This is a genomic window from Acinetobacter sp. Tr-809 (assembly GCF_011753255.1).
Taxonomy (GTDB): domain Bacteria; phylum Pseudomonadota; class Gammaproteobacteria; order Pseudomonadales; family Moraxellaceae; genus Acinetobacter.
In genome coordinates this window covers 104,243-118,496 of the sequence record NZ_VWVZ01000009.1, presented here as the reverse complement: position 1 = coordinate 118,496, position 14,254 = coordinate 104,243, and the positions used below count along the sequence as shown (strand labels likewise).

Annotated in this window: 11 protein-coding genes; 5 read left to right on the top strand and 6 right to left on the bottom strand. The window is 41.3% G+C overall.

Annotation, left to right across the window (positions count from 1 at the left end):
* Nucleotides 1–19 precede the first annotated feature (19 nt).
* The 5 genes from F3J02_RS17370 to F3J02_RS17350 all read right to left on the bottom strand — a co-directional run bounded on the left by F3J02_RS17370 (nt 20) and on the right by F3J02_RS17350 (nt 5,683).
* Nucleotides 20–850 carry an SIR2 family NAD-dependent protein deacylase gene (locus F3J02_RS17370; protein ID WP_167251293.1) on the bottom strand — a complete coding sequence of 277 codons (831 nt, stop codon included), beginning with the start codon at nt 848–850 and terminating at the stop codon, nt 20–22.
* Between the two features lie 42 nt (nt 851–892).
* Nucleotides 893–1,888 carry a DNA polymerase III subunit delta gene (gene holA / locus F3J02_RS17365; protein ID WP_167251291.1) on the bottom strand — a complete coding sequence of 332 codons (996 nt, stop codon included), beginning with the start codon at nt 1,886–1,888 and terminating at the stop codon, nt 893–895.
* Between the two features lie 9 nt (nt 1,889–1,897).
* Nucleotides 1,898–2,407 carry an LPS assembly lipoprotein LptE gene (gene lptE, locus F3J02_RS17360; protein ID WP_167251289.1) on the bottom strand — a complete coding sequence of 170 codons (510 nt, stop codon included), beginning with the start codon at nt 2,405–2,407 and terminating at the stop codon, nt 1,898–1,900.
* A 157-nt stretch (nt 2,408–2,564) separates the two neighbouring features.
* Nucleotides 2,565–5,189, bottom strand: a complete 2,625-nt coding sequence (gene leuS, locus F3J02_RS17355) for a leucine--tRNA ligase (RefSeq protein ID WP_167251287.1) — start codon at nt 5,187–5,189, stop codon at nt 2,565–2,567.
* 143 nt (nt 5,190–5,332) lie between these two features.
* Entirely contained in the window at nt 5,333–5,683 is a 351-nt protein-coding gene (locus tag F3J02_RS17350; protein WP_167251285.1) for a DUF4124 domain-containing protein, read from the bottom strand.
* Between the two features lie 508 nt (nt 5,684–6,191).
* Between F3J02_RS17350 and F3J02_RS17345 the strand changes: the two genes are divergently transcribed.
* The 5 genes from F3J02_RS17345 (at nt 6,192) to F3J02_RS17325 (ending at nt 13,028) form a co-directional block, all read left to right on the top strand.
* Nucleotides 6,192–7,916, top strand: coding sequence for an acetolactate synthase 3 large subunit (locus F3J02_RS17345; protein ID WP_005146854.1), 1,725 nt, complete (start codon nt 6,192–6,194; stop codon nt 7,914–7,916).
* Nucleotides 7,916–8,407 (top strand): acetolactate synthase small subunit, encoded by a 492-nt coding sequence (gene ilvN, locus F3J02_RS17340; RefSeq protein ID WP_167251283.1) that lies wholly within the window; start codon nt 7,916–7,918, stop codon nt 8,405–8,407. Before F3J02_RS17345 ends, ilvN begins: the two co-directional genes overlap by 1 nt.
* 122 nt (nt 8,408–8,529) lie before the next feature.
* Entirely contained in the window at nt 8,530–9,546 is a 1,017-nt protein-coding gene (ilvC, locus tag F3J02_RS17335) for a ketol-acid reductoisomerase (RefSeq protein WP_004655853.1), read from the top strand.
* A gap of 68 nt (nt 9,547–9,614) precedes the next feature.
* Nucleotides 9,615–10,463, top strand: a complete 849-nt coding sequence (locus tag F3J02_RS17330; RefSeq protein WP_167251281.1) for a DUF2971 domain-containing protein — start codon at nt 9,615–9,617, stop codon at nt 10,461–10,463.
* 501 nt (nt 10,464–10,964) lie between these two features.
* Nucleotides 10,965–13,028, top strand: a complete 2,064-nt coding sequence (locus tag F3J02_RS17325) for a putative bifunctional diguanylate cyclase/phosphodiesterase (protein WP_167251279.1) — start codon at nt 10,965–10,967, stop codon at nt 13,026–13,028.
* A gap of 76 nt (nt 13,029–13,104) precedes the next feature.
* Here the strand turns inward: F3J02_RS17325 and F3J02_RS17320 are convergent, their stop codons facing one another.
* Nucleotides 13,105–14,250 carry an alpha/beta fold hydrolase gene (locus F3J02_RS17320; protein ID WP_167251277.1) on the bottom strand — a complete coding sequence of 382 codons (1,146 nt, stop codon included), beginning with the start codon at nt 14,248–14,250 and terminating at the stop codon, nt 13,105–13,107.
* Between the last annotated feature and the right edge of the window lie 4 nt (nt 14,251–14,254).

Sequence of the window (14,254 nt, the reverse complement as noted above, 5' to 3'; positions counted from 1 at the left end):
TTGCCTTTTTGTCGATAAGTTATTCTATAAAAATCTGATAAATACTGCGGACTCCTTGTTCGGCAGTTGTTGCGAGCGCGATGCCACCCTGAATGGGAAGGGTGTATTCACGCAGATTGATTCGAATCAGATAAGGGGAAAATCGTTCACTAAAGTAGCGTACCGTTGGAATAGCTGTACCAGCACCCATTTCTATCACCACAGGATGCTGATGATTCTTTAGAAAAGCCTCTAGGCGCTTTGCTTGCTGGGTGTGACGTCGGCTAATCCATGACATATCATCAAACATTAAAATATTTGGTCGGGCTAAGCCCTTACAAATTGGGCACTGAGGGAGTTCTCCTAACCATTGGCAGTCTTGATGATTAATCTCTGGTAGCAATTCATTTGCTGACCAAATGGTCTGTGTACAAGCGCCCAGACATTGCAGATGGTGGATTGAACCATGACATTCATAAATTTGATCAGGATTAAACCCCGCTTTTTGAAATTGCCCATCGACATTTGAGGTAAACACAAAAGAGGGTAGTTCTAATATTTCAGCCAATCTCTTCAGTTGTTGAAAACCTTGATGTGGGTTAGTTTGACGATACAATGCCAAGCGATGCCCATAAAATCCCCAAGCCAAACGTGGATGCCGTTTAAACGCGGCTGGATTGGCAATTTCGGTAAAATCGATACGCTGTTTGCCAAGCTCGGGATAGGCTTGCCACATGCCTTGATTACCGCGGAAATCAGGCAACCCCGAGTCAACGCCCATGCCTGCACCTGCGCTGATGATCAATGCATCAGCTTGCTTGAATATTGTTTTGATTTTTTCAGTTTGGCTCGGGCTTAAATGGAATGACATGCGTTGATCCATTATTTTTATGATGAGATGGAACTGAGTGGTTTAAGCGGGTTGAGCAAACAGGGTGGTACCACATAGTTCAGCTAAGGCTTGTAGCATCAGATGTTCTGGATTTTCTTTGGACATGCCTTTAATGGCTGCATCAATGCGCAGCAATAACTCAGACCAAGTCAAAAATTGTCTCGGGTTTAAACGACGTAAGGCCTGCTGATATTGCGATACTTTGGTTTTCCAAATCCCAAGTTGAATCGCATTATGTGGTTGTTCAAACAGCTGCATCAATAAGCGCATTTCTTTGCTGAGGGTCCATAAAATCAAACTATCAGGCTCACCTGCAGCGATCAGATACTGATAAATCTTGACTGACTGCGCTAAGTTTCCTGCAAGTAAGGCATCACTTAAATCATAAGTGGTATAGCGTGATTGATCCTGTAAACAGGCATACAGTTGTTCAATCTGAATCTGTTGGATATCTGGGAAGGTGTCTGCAACACGCATTAAACTGTTTTTAGCAGCCAACAAGTTGTGTTCATGATGCTGCATTAACCATTGCCATGCCTCATTATTCAGCTGGATACCAAGTTTTTCGGCTTCAATACTTAAGATGCGTTGTCGGTCTTGTGGGTAGGTCGCTGTTAGCGCAACCACCACGCCATTGGCTTCGACCACTTGGAAAAAGGCAGACTTTAAGCTACTGCTGTCTTGTTTAGGTAAAACAATCAGCAATAAGTTGTGTTCATTATGTTGAATATAGCTTTTTAGCAGTTTTAAGCCATTGGCATCGGGCTTAATATTGCCATGTACTTCAATTGCCAGTTGCTGTGAGAACAGGGACAAGCTGTTGAGTGCATTAAAGACATTCTTCCAGTCATTGACGCTACTGATGTCATAACGCTGCCGCTCAACTTCTTGTTCTTGCCAGCTTTTGCGAAAGCTATCAAGCAGATTTTGTTCAAGCAAAGGCTCTTGTCCGTGCATGATCCATGCACCACGAGCTTCATTGATACGTTTTAATGCTTGAACATAATCCAGTTTCATAATGACAAATTAAGGCTGAGCTTTAGGTAAACGATTGGCAGCAATTTGACGCGTAATTTGCTGTGCTACATCGTCAATCACAATACGGTTTAAATAAGCTTCTTGTTGGTTATCGGTGTTGACGGTTGCAACGTCATATTGATAAGTACGAGATGCGGTTAAGGTACGTGGTTCAGTAATTTTCTTACCTTGACGATCTTCGATCTGGAAAGTCACGGTTAGACGTAACAGGACTTCAGTCAACTTACCATTTAGTAATTGGCGACGCGGGGTGTAATCCAGAACACGAAGGACATAGGCATCATTGGCATTACTGAGTTGTACGCCAGTTGCACCAAGATAAATGCTGAGTTGATTTTCAAGCTGATCGGTATTGTCAGGTAGGACTAAAGTCAGTTTGTTGTAGACCAATGGTGCTGCTGTAGGATTGCTTCCCTTTAAATGAAAGCCACAGCCGACCAAGCCTGCACTTAGACCTAAAGTTAAAACGATAGCAGCTAAACGTTGAGCTAAATGCATGCTTTGTCCTTATGATCTTCCATCAAATATGGAAGATTTAATCTTGATAAATTGACCACATTTTAGAATCAAAGCCCGTTGAATGACAGCGGGCTTTGATGGGGTTTTGTTTCGATAAATTCCAGCTCCGGTCAGGAAATGGAATTTAAGCAGTAAATTAAACCACTAAATTAACAAGTTTATTTGGTACTACAATTTCTTTCTTGGTTGGACCTGTCAAGAATTGCTGTACTTCTGGTAATGCTTTTGCCAATGCCAATAATTCATCTTTTGAGATATCGACTGCGACGTCTAACTTACCACGAAGTTTACCATTCACTTGTACAACAATCGTTTGTGTATTACGAGTTAACGCTGATTCATCCACTTGCGGGAATTCAATTGTCGTTAATTCCAAGCCAAATTGAGTTAACAAGGTTTGACTCAAATGCGGTGCAAACGGTGCAAGTAAGGTTAACAATGTGGTGATTGCTTCACGTGCAACTGCAACATCGTTATCATCTTTTGCTTCGAACTTGTTGCTGGCATTGAGTAATTCCATCAATGCGGCAATTGCCGTGTTGAACGCATGACGACGTTCAATGTCATCACCCACTTTTTGGATAGTTTCATGCGTTTTACGACGTAAATCTTGCGCGTCTTTCGACAAGTTTGCTGTATCGATTGCTGTTGCTTGATTGCCTTTTTCCAAGAAACCAGCAGCCAAACGCCAAACACGTTTCAAGAAACGATTAGCACCTTCAACACCTGCATCTGACCATTCTAATGATTGATCTGGTGGTGCAGCAAACATCATGAAGACACGAGCAGTATCTGCGCCGTATTGGTCAATAATCGCTTGTGGGTCGATGCCGTTGTTTTTCGACTTCGACATTTTTTCTTGCCCGCCGATCACAACTTCCTGGCCATCACCTGAATATTTAGCAGACAGGATACGACCCTTTTCGTCACGCTCTAATTCGATATCAGCAGGGTTAAACCAAGTTTTCTTACCATTCTCTGCTTCACGATAGAAGGTATCTGCCAACACCATGCCTTGGGTGAGCAAGTTAGTAAATGGTTCATTACCTTGTACCACACCTTCATCACGCATCAATTTATGGAAGAAACGTGCATAAAGTAAATGCAGGATTGCGTGTTCAACACCACCGATATATTGGTTCACAGGAAGCCAGCTTTGTGCTGCTTCAGGTTTTACCATACCGCCAGTAAAGTCTGGAGATGCATAACGTGCATAGTACCAAGATGATTCTACAAAGGTGTCCAAGGTATCTGTTTCACGACGTGCATCGCCACCACAACTTGGGCATTTGGTTTCGTAGAATTCAGGCATCTTGTTCAATGGGTTACCCGAACCATCTGGAACTACATCAGTCGGTAATACCACTGGCAATTGATCTTCTGGAACTGTGACTTGACCACAGCTGTTACAGTTGATCATTGGAATTGGGCAGCCCCAGTAACGTTGACGAGAAACACCCCAGTCACGTAAACGGAATTGCACTTTAGAATTTGCTAGAGCTTGTGGTTCTAATTTTGCAAGGAAGGCATCATAAGCAGCTTGGAAAGCTAAACCATCAAACTCGCCAGAATTAACCAGTTTGCCATCTTTAGAACCATACCATTCTTGCCATTCAGCAATTGAGTATTCAGCATCATCAGCGCCTTTGGCATCGATCACTTGTTTGATTGGCAAGTCGAATTTATTGGCAAATTCAAAATCACGCTCGTCATGCGCAGGAACCGCCATCACAGCACCTGAACCATATGACATCAATACATAGTTAGCAATCCAGACAGGGAGGTCTTCGCCAGTCACTGGATGCTTAACAGATAAGCCTGTTGCCATGCCTTTCTTTTCAGCAGTCGCTAAATCTGCTTCTGCAACTGAACCCATACGGCATTCTTCAATAAATGCAGCAAGTTCAGGATTATTTTCCGCGGCTTTCAGTGCCATAGGGTGTTCTGCCGCAACTGCAACATAAGTCACACCCATTAAGGTATCAGCGCGCGTGGTATAAACAGTTAAACCATCAGCATAGATGGCTGGATTCGCAGAAGGGAAGGTAATTTCCATCCCCGTCGAACGACCAATCCAGTTACGTTGCATGGTCAAAACTTGTTGTGGCCAACCGTCTTTTAACGTATCTAGGTCGTCTAATAATTCTTGTGCATAGTCGGTGATGCGGAAGTAGTACATTGGAATATCGCGTTTTTCAACCAATGCACCTGAACGCCAGCCACGACCATTTTCAACTTGTTCATTGGCTAAAACAGTCTGGTCGACAGGGTCCCAGTTCACTGTTGAAAGCTTACGATAGATCAAGCCTTTTTTATAAAGTTGTACGAATAACCATTGTTCCCAGTGATAGTATTCTGGTGTACAAGTCGCAAACTCGCGATCCCAATCGACAGACAAGCCCAATTTTTTTAATTGGTCACGCATATAAGCGATGTTTTCAAACGTCCATTTCGCTGGTGCAACTTGGTGTGCAATCGCTGCATTTTCAGCAGGCAAACCAAAAGCATCCCAACCCATTGGTTGTAATACTGTTTCACCTTTTAAACGATGGAAACGGCTGATCACGTCGCCAATGGTATAGTTGCGCACATGCCCCATGTGCAGTTTGCCACTTGGGTACGGGAACATCGACAGGATATAGCGATGTTTGCCCTCTACAGTGTCTGCAACTTTAAAAACTTTGCGATTGTCCCAGTCTTGTTGAACTTGAGGCTCAATGGCACTTGCTTGATATTCGGAGTCAATGTGAGAAGTCGTCATAGGGATATGCGATACAACAAAAAAGTAAAGTTAAGATTGCTGCACAGCATAGCGCAAAATTGTAGTAAATGTCAGTTTTTAGATCGGGATTTTATCTGCAAGGTCGTCGTGTTGAAGATGACCTCGCAGGAGCAACTGGCTGCTTAGCGCTCAGATGACACAGTGGGAGTTGTCGGGCTTTGTGGTTTAACCGTATTCGTTGGTGGTGTCGCAGGTATTGCCTGAGGAGCCTGTTGTGGTGCATTGGGTGCGGCTACAGGAGTTGCTGGTTGGCCTTGTTGAGTTGTTGGATTGGCAGTTTGATGGCTATTGCCATAGGTCGAAACTTTGTCCAAACGCTTTGCGCCTTTAGGTGGCGGGGTGGTGGTGTAATGGGTTGAACCCTTGGCATCGACCCATTTGTAATATTGCTGGGCGTAGTTCTGGCTAGAGCAGAGTAGCAATGTTGTTGTCGTAATTGTGTATAAGCTTGTTTTTAAATAAGATAACTTCATATTTGATATCCCCAAATGAATGCTGAATATATTCGATCAAAGTGTCTAAATAAGCAGTTTACAATGCCTAGTTTTCATTAAAAAGAAAATAGTTTTTTGATAAATGGGCGTTTAACAAGACTAAATAATTTCGTGAAATGTGTTTAAAAAAACAGCAGCTAAAAAATATTCGTTAAAATCCTTTTCTTTGTTCTTGACATTGCTTATGAAAGAAACAAGAATGCTTTCTCAAGTTTTATATGTGTTTATTTGATCACCCTTCGAATAAATGTCATGGCTTGCAATGGACATTCTTTCTAGCCGAGAGAATGATTTTTTGAAATATGCTTATCCCAGCACATTTTGATTCGAGATGTCATCAAGTTTATACGGCTGATGAGTCTCAGAAAATTTTTCCTATTGCAGCAAAAACGAGTAGAATACGCACACTTATAAGAAGTGCAAAAGTTAATGAATGAACACAATTTATGTCTCCCATAAATTGTGCAAAATACTAGGGTGAATCACGTTGGAACTTTTATCTGGTGGTGAAATGCTCGTTCGTGCGCTTGCGGACGAAGGCGTAGAGCATGTTTTTGGGTATCCAGGCGGCGCTGTATTACATATTTATGATGCGCTATTTCAACAAGACAAAATCAACCATTACCTCGTTCGTCATGAGCAAGCTGCCGGTCATATGGCAGACGCATACTCACGCGTAACAGGTAAGACAGGTGTGGTACTGGTCACTTCTGGACCGGGCGCAACCAATACCGTCACTCCAATCGCAACAGCCTACATGGACTCAATCCCAATGGTGATTTTGTCTGGTCAGGTTGCAAGCCATCTTATTGGAGAAGATGCGTTCCAAGAAACAGATATGGTTGGTATTTCTCGTCCAATCGTAAAACATAGTTTCCAAGTGCGTCACGCTAGCGAAATTCCTGCAATTATTAAGAAAGCATTTTATATCGCTTCGTCTGGCCGTCCGGGTCCAGTGGTTGTTGATATTCCGAAAGATGCGACTAACCCTGCAGAAAAGTTTGCCTACGAATACCCAGAAAAAGTGAAGATGCGTTCATATCAACCACCTTCACGTGGTCACTCAGGTCAAATTCGCAAAGCGATTGATGAGTTGATTACTGCTAAACGTCCAATGATTTATACGGGTGGCGGTGTTGTTCAAGGTAATGCATCTGGCTTATTGACTGAACTTGCGCATTTATTGGGTTATCCAGTAACAAATACCTTGATGGGCTTAGGTGCTTTCCCTGGTAACGATCCACAATTCGTGGGGATGTTAGGGATGCATGGTACTTATGAAGCCAACATGGCAATGCACAATGCAGATGTGATTTTGGCAATTGGTGCGCGTTTCGATGACCGTGTAACCAATAACCCGGCAAAATTCTGTCTCAATGCCAAAGTGATTCATATTGATGTTGATCCAGCAACCATTTCGAAAACGATTATGGCGCACATCCCGATCGTGGGTGCGGTAGAGCCAGTACTTCAAGAAATGTTAGCGCAACTTAAACAAATGAATGTATCTAAGCCAAACCCTGAAGCAATTGCAGCATGGTGGTCTCAGATTAATGAGTGGCGCAAAGTACACGGCTTACGTTATGAAGCAGGTCAAAATGGTGTAATGAAACCTCAGCAAGTGGTTGAGGCATTAGATCGTGTGACCAATGGTGAAGCCATCATTACTTCAGACGTTGGTCAGCATCAGATGTTTGGTGCGAACTATTACAAATACAAACGTCCACGTCAGTGGATCAACTCTGGCGGCTTAGGCACCATGGGTGTTGGTTTACCGTATGCCATGGCTGCGAAACTTGCATTCCCAGATCAGCAAGTGGTTTGTATTACAGGTGAAGCATCGATTCAGATGTGTATCCAAGAATTATCAACATGTAAGCAATACGGCTTGAATGTGAAGATTCTTTGCTTAAATAACCAAGCCTTAGGCATGGTAAAGCAATGGCAAGATATGAACTACGAAGGGCGTCATTCAAGTTCTTATGTAGATTCATTACCAGACTTTGCCAAGTTAATGGAAGCATATGGTCACGTTGGTATTCAGATTGATCATGCTGACGAGCTAGACGCTAAATTAGCTGAAGCGATGGCAATTAATGATAAATGTGTATTCATTAATGTCATGGTAGATCGTACAGAACATGTATATCCAATGCTGATCGCTGGTCAGTCTATGAAGGATATGTGGTTAGGCAAAGGGGAGCGTACATAATGAGACATATTATTTCTGTACTCGTTGAAAACGAAGCTGGTGCGCTTTCTCGTTTGGTGGGATTGTTTTCTCAACGCAATTACAACATTGAGACACTCAATGTTGCGCCAACCGAAGACGAAACCTTATCTCGTTTAACCTTAACGACATATGGCGATGATCACAAAATTGAGCAGATCACCAAGCAACTGAATAAATTGGTTGAAGTTGTAAAAGTGGTTGATTTGTCGGAAGGTTCACACATCGAACGTGAATTGATGTTGATCAAAGTCAAAGCATTGGGTGCAGCACGTGCGGAAATCAAACGTACAGCTGATATCTTCCGTGCGCAAATCGTTGATGTAACACCGACGACTTATACCATTCAGATCGCGGGTACCACTGAAAAGATTGATGGTTTTATTGATGCACTCGCTGAAAATACCATTCTTGAAGTTGTACGCTCTGGTGTTTCAGGCATCGCGCGTGGCGAAAAAGTTTTAACAATTTAAGTTTTTAAAAACCCTCATCCCAACCTTCTCCCAGAGGGAGAAGGAGTTCCCTCTCCTTGGGGAGAGGGTTAGGGTGAGGGGTAAATACCCAACATATTTTAAAGTTTTCATGGAGAAAACAGATGCAAATTTTTTACGATAAAGACTGTGACTTATCAATCATCCAAGGCAAGAAAGTTGCAATCATTGGTTATGGTTCACAAGGCCATGCACATGCACTTAACTTGAAAGACTCTGGCGTAGACGTAACTGTTGGTTTACGTGCTGGTTCTACTTCTTGGAAAAAAGCTGAAAACTCGGGCCTTAAAGTTTCTGAAGTTCCAGCTGCTGTTGCTCAAGCTGACTTAGTCATGATTTTGACTCCAGATGAATTCCAATCTCAACTTTATCGTGACGTGATTGAACCAAACATCAAAGAAGGTGCAACTTTAGCATTTGCTCATGGTTTCTCTATTCTTTATAACCAAGTTGTTCCACGTAAAGACTTAGACGTAATCATGGTTGCACCTAAAGCACCTGGTCACACTGTACGTTCTGAATACCAACGTGGTTCAGGTGTTCCTGACTTAATCGCGATCCATCAAGATGCTTCTGGTAATGCACGTAACGTTGCACTTTCTTATGCTTCAGGCGTAGGCGGTGGTCGTACAGGTATCATCGAGACTTCTTTCCGTGAAGAAACTGAAACTGACTTATTCGGTGAGCAAGCAGTTCTTTGTGGTGGTGCGGTTGAATTGGTTAAAATGGGCTTCGAGACTTTGGTTGAAGCTGGTTATGCACCAGAAATGGCTTACTTCGAATGCTTACATGAACTTAAGTTAATCGTTGACTTGATGTTCGAAGGCGGTATCGCTGACATGAACTACTCAGTTTCTAACAATGCTGAGTACGGTGAATATGTGACTGGTACTGAAGTAATCAACGAACAGTCTCGTGAAGCAATGCGTAATGCATTGAAACGTATCCAGTCTGGTGAATATGCGAAGATGTTCATCCAAGAAGGTGCGTTGAACTATCCATCAATGACTGCTCGTCGTCGTCAAAACGCTGCGCATGGCATTGAAGTAACTGGTAATAAGTTACGTGCGATGATGCCTTGGATTCAAGCGAACAAGATTGTTGATAAAGAAAAGAATTAATTCTTTCTTCAACTGATTTATATGCTATAAAACCCTGTGTAAGCAGGGTTTTTTATTGGCTAAGAATAATGATTCTATATAAATATGTACGTTTTGATGATGCAATAAGAATATTAGAAGAACAAACTTTAGCATTCTCACATCTTGAAGATTTTAATGATCCCTTTGAGTGTACTGGACTAGGATTGTATGGATTGGATGTACCTTTAAGTGTTGCTACAAATGCATTTAAAAATAGATTCTCAAGAAAATATATTATTTTGTGTTTAACTAGAACAGCTCTAAATCCATTAATGTGGTCTCATTATGGTGACAGCTATAAAGGTGTTGTAATTGGAATTGATACAGAAAAAGCAGGCTTTGAAAACACTGGGCAATATATAATTCCTGCACAGAAAGGTGAAATTAGATATTTAAGGACCAGTCCTAAAGACATTAATAAAGCTAATATTGATAATTTAGTATCTGTAGGTGACTCTAACTTATTAAATTGGGAAATCAATGAAGAGCTGTTGAAGCATGCTCTACTTTATAAAATGCAAGAGTGGGCTTATGAAGAAGAGGTTCGGATTGTAAAAAATATCTCTTCTGTAAATATCGGATATCATTATTCTTCTAGAAAAGAGTTAGAGATAGATGGGCAAATCTGGAATCAGATACAACTTCCTACTAGACCAATATATAGTATTAAAATACCGAAAGAAGCATTCATAGATGTAACTCTTGGCCTAAATTCTTACAAAGAGTTAAAGCGCTTACAAGAAAATGAAACTCAGAACTTGAATCCAATCAAGATCAATAAGCTTGAAATGTTATTTGAATTGGTTAGATCTATGAAGATATCAGTCTATAGAACTGATCGAAATGATGAGATGTGGTCTCTCGAAAGAAAGAACATTAACTCCATAGTTTATTGAGGTTGATTTTTCAGTATTACAATAATTCGGAAGCTGAAGTCTCATACTCAAGCTCTTATTTATGAGTTGTAATAACACAGTTATAACAATGTAGATGAAAAAATAAGCTTATATTGGTTGTGTTTTAATCATATTGTTGAGGGGGTAACGGTTAGAATTTAAACTAAAAATTGTTGCATGCTTTGGGGTATCTGCACGATTAAAAACAAACAAATTGAAATAACTTAAAAATTAAAATGATTTAGCAAAATAAAATCAGTCTTTCGGTAAAAAAAATGTAATAAAAAAACAAGACTTTTCATTGGTTTGAAATGAAAATGTGCTTTTATTCTATTGATTTATAAAGTGAAAAAGACTTGACCTTATGCTAGATGATGTTATTGTTAAGGAAAGTTTATGAATACAAAATTCATGGCTTCTTTGGGTGTGAAACGTCGTTCGGATTTCGGGCAATTTGCTCATCATATAAAAAAAAGTACTGAATAATCATGGAAGTCCTTTATGGTTCACGTTGATTACGATAGCACATTGGTCATCGTTTCCATTTTGGTTGCAGTCGCGACATGTTACGCTGCAGTTTCGATGGAAGAACTCGTTTTTAAAGGTGCTTATAAAAAGTTTGAAAAAAGCATTTTGATTGCGAGTGGGCTAATCTTGGGGTTAGCGATATGGTCAATGCACTTTGTGGGAATGCTGGCTAGCCATCTGCCAGAAGGCTATCACTTTGATGTTAATTTAACCGTACTTTCTTATCTGATTGGTGCAGCAGCTTCTATTTTTGCTGTTTGGCTGACCTCAAGACCGACTTTACCGATACCACGTTTAATCCTCGGTGCCGTATTTATGGGACTGGGCATATCAGGTATGCACTATACTGGTATGGCAGCATTGAGCATTGAAAATCATGCGATGCACTATGACCCTTTACTGGTGTTGTGTTCTGTATTGATTGCAATTAGTGGTTCTGGTCTAAGTTTCTTTTTCATTTTTAAATATAAAACCGCTCTCAGATACCGGACCTTGCTTAAAGCCATCGTTGCTGTGTTAATGGCGCTAAGTATTGTTGGCATGCACTATACAGGGATGGCTGCGACTTATTTTGATGAAACCATAGCGCAGATTCTGACCTCCGAGCAGACAGAGCAAAGTGTCTTATTATTCACGATTATCTTTATTACGAGTCTGGTTTTAGTTGCTGGTTTTGCGGTTGCCGTGCTCGAAGCACGATTAGAAGAACGTAATGAGCAACTTACACTCATCAACAAAGAGCTTGCTACACAGTCGTTACATGATGCACTCACAAAACTACCGAATCGTTTATACCTGACTGAACATGCTGAAGTGGTGTTTAATCATCATCGTTTGAATGGCCAGAAAGCGGCATTTTTATATATTGACTTAGACCGTTTTAAATCGGTGAATGATGCTTTTGGTCATCATATTGGCGATCAACTCCTGATCCAGATGGCAAACCGTTTATACAACAAGCTAGGTGATAATCATAAGCTGTTTCGTATTGGTGGTGATGAGTTTGTTTTAATTTCGGAAGATACAGATCTTAATGAAGCGATGCAGCTGTCAGAAGATATTCTGCACTACATTCAAGAAACCTATTTGATTGCTGCAAAAGATATCAATATTTCCGCCAGTGTCGGAATTGCCATGTATCCTGAACATGGCACCAATGTTCAAGATTTGCTGATTAATGCCGATGTTGCCATGCTGATTTCAAAAGATCAGGGGCGTAATACCTATACCATGTTCCATTCGATGTCCGATCAGCAAGATGTGCGTAGCCAGTCTAAACTGATCAATGACTTGTACAAAGCCGTCGATGAGCAACAGTTTGTACTGTTTTATCAGCCTAAGTTTACATGCAATTATGAGGTCTGTGGTGTCGAAGCCTTAATTCGATGGAAGCATCCAACACTGGGATTGCTGACCCCGCAAATGTTTATTGAAGGGGCTGAAAAAACCGGTTTGATCATTCCAATGGGGTATTGGGCACTGGAACAAGCCTGTCAGCAAATCCAGAAATGGGAACGAAGTAATAGTCCGTTTTATCCAATTGCTGTTAACCTATCCGCACTCCAATTTGAAAATAAAAAACTCTTTAGTGTATTAGAACAATTATTAGAACAATACCAAATCCAACCACATCATCTCATTCTTGAAATTACTGAATCCACGGCTATGCATCATATAGACTCCAGTATTCGTACCTTGGAGCGTTTGCGTAAGCTTGGTATTCGCATTGCTATTGATGACTTTGGTACAGGCTATTCAAGTTTCTTATATTTAAAAGATTTACCTGTTGATGAACTGAAAATTGATCGTGGGTTCTTGATCGATCTAAAACCAAATTCTAAAGAAGAAGCCATTCTAGAAAGTATTATTCATTTGGCTGCAAAATTAGGTCTAGTGGTTACTGCTGAAGGGGTAGAGACCCAACAACAGGCGGATATCCTGACCAGCCTAGGCTGCAATCAGCTACAGGGCTATTTATTAGGAACACCTGTCAATGTAGAAGGTCTAGTGTTACATCGCTATCAACATTTTGCATAATTGATCAAAGGTCGGCTGATGCTAAAAAGGCTGCTTATCATGGCAGCCTTTTTTGTTTCTTTCAGCGTAGCAAAACTTAGTCAGAACGCGGTGCTAACCATTGTGTGACCACAGGCCAGACCAATTGCGGTGCTTGGCTGCCTGAGACGAGGCCCATATGTCCGCCCGGCACAATTTCAAACTGCTTATCGCTGCTGCTGATTAAATCCATTAAGGGGCGTACTGCTTCAGCAGTGACGATAATGTCGCTGCTGCCGCCAATTGCCAGTACTGAACAATCAATGTCTTTTAAATTGGCAGTTTGTTCACCGAATTGGACAGAGCCAGTCGATAACTCATTATCAATCCAGAAACGCAAAATAATATCGCGCATCACACCACCAGGGTAAGCCAGCATATTGTCTACAAAAGAGCTTGAGGTGGCATGGTTAATCACAAATTGACGGTCATCGAGGTTCTTTAATAACTCCCAATAGTTTTTAAAGTTCCCAATCGGATCGGTGAGTTTAAACCCCAAGGTATTTTGCCAGCCATGAATATGAAACACACGGCTTGGTACTTGGTGAATACGGAATTTGGTATTACTACGAATCCATTGGGCAGGAACCGTGAGACGTTGATAAAACTTGCCCATGTAGCCTGATTTATGCGTGTTAATCGGTGAGGCTAAGATCATCAGGTTCTGAATATTCTTATCTTGTGATAAAGCAGTATAGCAAAGTGATAACGCTCCACCTAAGCTCCAGCCAAACAGTGACAGTTGTTGTTGACCACTATGCTCACGAATCTTTTCGATAAAGTCAGGCATAAAGGTTTTAACATATGTCCCAAGATTATATTTGGCTTGGCGTAGACTCGGTGTACCCCAGTCAATCAGATAAACATCAAAACCTTGAGCTAGAAAATAACGGACTAAGCTGCGATTTGGGAATAAATCGTAAATGAGCATGTTCGCTGCCAACGGTGGCACGATAACCAACGGAATACGATGTTTTGTGGTGTTATCGGTCGCAGATGTGTAGTGACGCAGGCTAATGATTTCACGTTGATACACAATATCAAAAGGTGTTTTGCCTGAGAGAGCGAGTTGCTGCCCACGTAAAATACGATCTCGTGCATTTGAGAAGATTTTGCGTGCTTGATGGCTTGCAGGGCTATTCAGCATTTTTTGCGCGGTTTGTGTTTTGAGAAAACTGCGTTTAACTTTTGGCGATTGAGTCATGTGA